Origin of the sequence: Streptomyces alkaliterrae, from assembly GCF_007097205.2 — a bacterium.
In the GTDB taxonomy this organism is placed as follows: Bacteria; Actinomycetota; Actinomycetes; order Streptomycetales; family Streptomycetaceae; genus Streptomyces; species Streptomyces alkaliterrae.
The window spans coordinates 1-1,706 of the sequence record NZ_VJYK02000551.1 but is presented as its reverse complement, the minus strand read 5'-3'; the positions used below and the strand labels follow the sequence as shown (position 1 = coordinate 1,706).

At 74.4% G+C, this 1,706-nt stretch carries 2 protein-coding genes; one reads left to right on the top strand and one right to left on the bottom strand.

The annotated features are described in order from the left end of the window. Positions 1 to 84: 84 nt before the first annotated feature. Positions 85 to 366 carry an Lrp/AsnC family transcriptional regulator gene (locus FNX44_RS26640; RefSeq protein ID WP_143651531.1) on the top strand — a complete coding sequence of 94 codons (282 nt, stop codon included), beginning with the start codon at positions 85 to 87 and terminating at the stop codon, positions 364 to 366. A gap of 11 nt (positions 367 to 377) precedes the next feature. Here the strand turns inward: FNX44_RS26640 and FNX44_RS26635 are convergent. Then, positions 378 to 1,706 (bottom strand): aminotransferase class V-fold PLP-dependent enzyme (locus FNX44_RS26635; protein WP_407699218.1); only part of this gene is annotated, 1,329 nt, incomplete at its 5' end.

Genomic DNA, 1,706 nt, shown 5'->3' with positions numbered 1-1,706 from the left:
GGGTGCCGCGGGGCGGGGCACTAGAGTGAGCCGCTGGAGTCCCGCCAGCTCAGGCGACCGAGGGAACCGAGGGAGAAGCGCCAAGTGATCACTTCGATCGTGCTCATCAAGACCAGCACCGACCGCATCCCCGAGATCGCCGAGCAGATCGCCGCGCTGGAGGGCGTCAGCGAGGTCTACTCCGTGACCGGCGCCCACGACCTGATCGCCATGGTCCGCGTCGCGCGGCACGACGACCTGGCCGACGTCATCCCCGGCCGCATCAGCAAGGTCGCCGGCGTGTTGTCCACCGAGACGCACATCGCCTTCCGCACCTACAGCCAGCACGACCTGGAAGCGGCGTTCGCCATCGGCCTGGACGCCTGAGCCTCCCCCGTTCAGCAGTCGCCGCCGGGGCTCCTCCCGACCAGCTCGCGCACCGCGCGGACGAACCGGTCCACGTGCTCGTCCGGTGTGCCGACGCCGAAGCTCACCCGCACGGCGTCCAGCTCTCCGCCGCCGCACTCCCCGGCGCCGCCGGGCGCCGCGCCGAGCAGCGCCCGCAGCAGCGGGTGGGCGCAGAACAGCCCGGCCCGCACCCCGATGGCCCACTCCGCGGACAGGGCGTCCGCCAGCCGGCCGCTGCTCCACCCGTCGACGACAAAGGACACCACGCCCACCCGCTCGGCGTCCGGTCCGAACAGGGACAGCACCCGCACCTCGGGGAGGTCGGCGAGTCCACGCCGCAGCCGCGCCAGCAGCCGCTGTTCGCGGGCCGCGATCCGCTCGAAGCCGACGTCCGTCAGCGCGCGGCAGGCGGAGGCGAGCGCGTAGGCGCCGATGACGTTCGGCGAGCCGGCCTCGTGGCGGGCCGCGCTCTCCTGCCACCGGACGTCGAGCCCGCCGTCCGGACGCCGCTCGACGCCCCGACTGGCGCCGCCGCCCGCCAGATACGGTTCGGCCGCACGCAGCCAGTCGGCTCGGCCCGCCAACACTCCGGCGCCGAAGGGCGCGTAGAGCTTGTGGCCGGAGAACGCCACCCAGTCCACGCCGAGTCGGCCGACGTCCACCCGGTGGTGCGGTACGAGTTGAGCGGCGTCCAGGACCACACGTGCGCCGTGCCGATGCGCGACCTCGGTCAGCTCGGCCACCGGCCACAGCTCACCGGTCACGTTGGAGGCGCCGGTGACGCAGAGCAGCCGGGGCCCGGGCGGCGCCTCGGCCAGTGCGCGGTCCAGCAGTTCGACGGCCCGGGAGGGGCTGTCCGGGGCGTCGAGGACCACCGTGTCGTGGTCGCGCCAGGGCAGCAGCGAGGCGTGGTGCTCGGTCTCGAAGACGAACACCCGGGTGCCCGCCGGGAGGGCACGGGCGAGCAGGTTGAGCGAGTCGGTGGTGGAGCGGGTGAAGACCACCTGGCGGTCGGGGTCGTCGGCGTCGATCCCGAGGAAGCCGGCGACGGTGACCCTGCTCTGCTCGAAGAGTTCGGTGGACAGCCGGGACAGGTGGCCGGCGCCCCGGTGCACGCTGCCGTAGTAGGGCGCGTAGGCGGCGACGTCCTCCCAGACGCGGACGAGGGCGGGCGCGCTGGCCGCCTGGTCCAGGGCGGCGTAGGCGCGCTCGCCGCCGCCGGCGAGCGGCACCGGCACGTCGGCGCCGAGCACCGACAGCAGTGGCCCGTCCGGGAGTTGGGAGTCGGCGGCGGTCGGAGTCGAGGTCTGGGTCTGGGC